This is a genomic window from Streptomyces viridiviolaceus (genome assembly GCF_014650995.1).
GTDB classification, from domain to species: domain Bacteria; phylum Actinomycetota; class Actinomycetes; order Streptomycetales; family Streptomycetaceae; genus Streptomyces; species Streptomyces viridiviolaceus.
The window spans coordinates 1-3,882 of the sequence record NZ_BMWA01000070.1 but is presented as its reverse complement, the minus strand read 5'-3'; the positions used below and the strand labels follow the sequence as shown (position 1 = coordinate 3,882).

Below are 3,882 nucleotides of genomic sequence, written 5' to 3'. Positions count from 1 at the left end.
CACCGTCGACTGGAACGCCTTCTACACCGACACCGGCGCCCACCCCACCCCCCTCCCCACCTACGCCTTCCAACACCGCCACTACTGGTGGACTCCCCCGGAGCATGCAGGCGTCGGACACACGTCGGCCGACCCCGTCGACGCCGCGTTCTGGCAGACGGTGGAGGACGAGACCGCCCGGCAGGGCTACGGACCGTTGGCGGACCGGCTCGAGGTCGACGCCAAGGCTCTCGGCGAGGTGCTGCCCGCTCTGTCGTCCTGGCGGCAGGAGCATCGCGAGCAGGGCACGGTCGACTCGTGGCGCTACCGGGTGACGTGGAAACCCATCGGTGACCAGTCGCCCCGCCTCAGGCTGTCCGGCACATGGGCGGTGGTCGTCCCCGCGTCCGGCGCCACCGATCCCGGGCACGCGGAAGCCGTCCTCGACGCGCTCGTCCGCGACGGTGTCCACGCGGTCACCGTCGAGATCGACATGGATCTCGATCCTGACGTCGGCCGCGAGGCCCTCGCACGACGGCTGCGGGAGCACGTGGTGCCGGAGAGCCCCGTCGGTGTGCTGTCCCTGCTGGGGCTCGACGGGCGGGTGCACGACCGGCATCCGTCCCTGTCCCTCGGTGAGGTGGCGACGGTCCTCCTCGTCCATGCGCTGAGCGACGCGGGCATTGCCGCGCCCTTGTGGTGCGCCACGTCGGGCGCGGTGGCGGTCGACCGTCCCGAAGAGGTGAGGGACCCGCTTCAGGCCTCCCTGTGGGGGCTGGGCACCGGGCTCTCGCTGGAGTCACCGGGCGCCTGGGGCGGCATGGTGGACCTTCCTCCGGTCCTGGACGAGCGGGCGGTGGACCGGCTGTGCTCGGTGCTTTCCGGTGTCGGCGAGGACCAGGTGGCGATCCGCCCCCAGGGGCTCTTCGCCCGCCGGATGGTCAGGGCGGCACGTCAGGAGCACACCAACGGGGAGCGGCGCCCGCGCTTCCGAGGCACCACGCTCATCACCGGGGCGACGGGAGGGCTCGGCGCGCACGTGGCCTGCTGGCTTGCCGGGAACGGCGCGGAGCACTTGCTGCTGACGAGCCGTCGTGGCCCGGCCGCCGAGGGCGCGGCGGATCTCGTGGCGGAGCTCGAGGCGCTCGGAGCCCGGGTGACGGTCCTGTCCTGCGACGTGGCCGACCGGGAGGCGCTGAGCGAGGCCCTCGCGTCCGTGCCGGCGGAGTACCCGTTGACCGGCGTGTTCCATGCCGCGGGCGTCCCGCAGCGCCTGGCCCCGCTGCCGGAGCTGACGCTCGACGAGGTTGCCGAGGTGGCCCATGCGAAGGTCCTCGGCGCGCGCAACCTCGACGAACTGCTGGGTGACACACCGCTGGACGCCTTCGTCCTGTTCTCGTCCGGTTCCGCGGTGTGGGGCAGCACGGGGCAGTCGGCCTACGCCGCGGCGAACGCGTTCCTGGACGGGCTCGCCCACACCCGTCGGGCCCGTGGGCGGGCGGCGACGTCGATCGCGTGGGGCTCGTGGGACGGCGGGATGGTGGATGAGGAGCTGCGCGCGCTGACCGAGCGCATCGGTGCTCCCGTGATGCGGCCGAGCCTGGCGCTGCGGGCGTTGGGCGACGCGCTGGATCAGGGCGAGAGTCACCTGGTGGTGGCGGACTTCGACTGGTCCCGGTTCGCGCCGACGTTCGTCCTGACGCGCCCCCGGCCGCTGCTGGACGCGCTGCCCGAGGTGCAGGAGGCCCTCGCGGAGCCGGCGGATGCGGTCGACGCGCCCGCCGAGTCGTCGTCGCTGGGGAACCGCCTCGCCGGGATGTCGGAGTCCGAACAGCGCAGGGCACTGCTCGATCTCGTGCGTACGCAGCTGGCGAGCGTCCTCGGTTACGAGGATTCCGGCGAACTCGACGTGGAGCGGGCCTTCGACAGCCTCGGCATCGACTCGGTGGCCGCCGTCGACATCAGGACCCGGCTCGGGGGCGCGACGGGCCTGAAGCTGCCGACGACGATCGTCTTCGATCAGGCGAGCCCCAAGGCGCTGGCGAGTTACCTGCACACGCAGCTGTGCCGGACGGACGAGTCGGCGGGCGAGGTCATGCCGGCGCTCGCCGGTCTGGACCGACTGGAACAGGCCATCGGCGCGCTCTCGGCACAGGAGATCGAGGAGAACCGTGTCGCCGCCCGGCTCCAGGCGCTGGTGGCCCAGGTGAACGGGGCGGTTGTTGCGGCGGCCCCCGGTGCGGACGTGAGCGGAAAGCTCGAAACCGCGAGCGCCGATGACGTCTTCGACTTCATCGACAAAGAACTCGGGCTGGCTGATCACTGAGCCGCGTACCCGCGCCCATGGGTTTCGAGATTTCAAAGGATGCGTGAAGACAAGATGGCGAACGACGAAAAGCTCCTCGAGTACCTCAAGCGGGTGACCGCGGAACTCCATCAGACGCGTCAGCGACTCCAGGAGGTCGAGACGGCGGAGCAGGAGCCGATCGCCATCGTGGCGATGAGCTGCCGCTATCCCGGCGGGATCAAGTCGCCGGAGGACCTGTGGCAGTTGGTCGCGGAGGGCCGCGACGCCATCGCCGACTTTCCCTCCGACCGCGGCTGGCGGACCGGGGAGCTGTTCAGTGACGAACCCGACGACGCTGGCACCAGCTATGTGCGCGAGGGTGGATTCCTGGACGGTGCCGGGGAATTCGACCCGGGCTTCTTCGGCATTTCGCCGCGTGAGGCCGTGGCGATGGACCCGCAGCAGCGCCTCCTGCTCGAAGCGTCGTGGGAGGCGCTGGAACGCGCCGGCGTGAACCCGCAGACTCTGCGGGGCGAGCGGGTCGGCGTGTTCGCGGGCTCGGGTGTCCAGGACTACGAGCATGTACTGGGCGAGGCTCCCGAGGTGGCCGAGGCCTACATGACGACCGCCACCGCGGCCGCGGTGATCTCCGGTCGGATCTCCTTCGCGCTGGGTCTGGAGGGCCCTGCGGTCACGGTCGACACGGCGTGCTCGTCGTCGCTGGTGGCACTCCATCTGGCGTGCCAGGCGCTGCGCCGCAAGGAGTGCGGCATGGCACTGGCGGGCGGTGTCATGGTGATGGCGACCCCGGCTCCGTTCATCGCGTTCAGCCGCCAGCGCGGCCTTGCCACGGACGGCCGTTGCCGGGCCTTCTCGGATGACGCGGCCGGCACCGGCTGGGGTGAAGGAGTGGGCGTACTGGTGGTGGAGCGTCTGTCGGACGCCCGCCGCAACGGCCACCCGGTCCTCGCGGTCGTCCGCGGCAGCGCGATCAACCAGGACGGCGCCAGCAACGGCCTGACCGCCCCCAGCGGCCCTGCCCAGCAGCGGGTCATCCGCCAGGCGCTCGCCGACGCCCGGCTGACCACCTCCGACGTCGACGTGGTCGAGGGACACGGCACCGGCACCACCCTGGGTGACCCGATCGAGGCCCAGGCGCTCCTGACCACGTACGGACAGGGCCGGCCGGACGGCCGACCGCTGTACCTCGGGTCGATCAAGTCCAACATCGGGCACGCGCATGCCGCCGCTGGGGTGAGCGGCGTCATCAAGATGGTCGAGGCGCTACGCCACGGCGTACTGCCGCGGACGCTGCACGTCTCGAAGCCCACCTCCCACGTCGACTGGTCGTCCGGGGCCGTCGAACTGCTCACCGAGGCCCGGGAGTGGCCGGAGACCGACCGGCCCCGTCGCGCCGCCGTCTCGTCATTCGGGCTCAGCGGCACCAACGCCCACGTCATCCTGGAACAGGCCCCCACCGCGGAGCAGCCCGAAGAGGCAGCGGAGCCCGTACGGACGCTGCCGGCAGTGCCTTGGGTCGTGTCCGGCAAGACGGCCCAGGCCCTGCACGCCCAGGCCGAACGCCTCCTCGGGTACGCGAATGAAGCCGACCGGTC

Annotated in this window: 2 protein-coding genes; both read left to right on the top strand. The window is 71.7% G+C overall.

Translation table 11 applies throughout. The features are described 5' to 3' along the window. Positions 1-2,305 (top strand): SDR family NAD(P)-dependent oxidoreductase (locus tag IE260_RS40800; RefSeq protein WP_189880987.1); only part of this gene is annotated, 2,305 nt, incomplete at its 5' end. Between the two features lie 54 nt (positions 2,306-2,359). Then, the coding region (locus IE260_RS40795; RefSeq protein WP_189880986.1) for a type I polyketide synthase at positions 2,360-3,882 on the top strand (1,523 nt) is incomplete at its 3' end.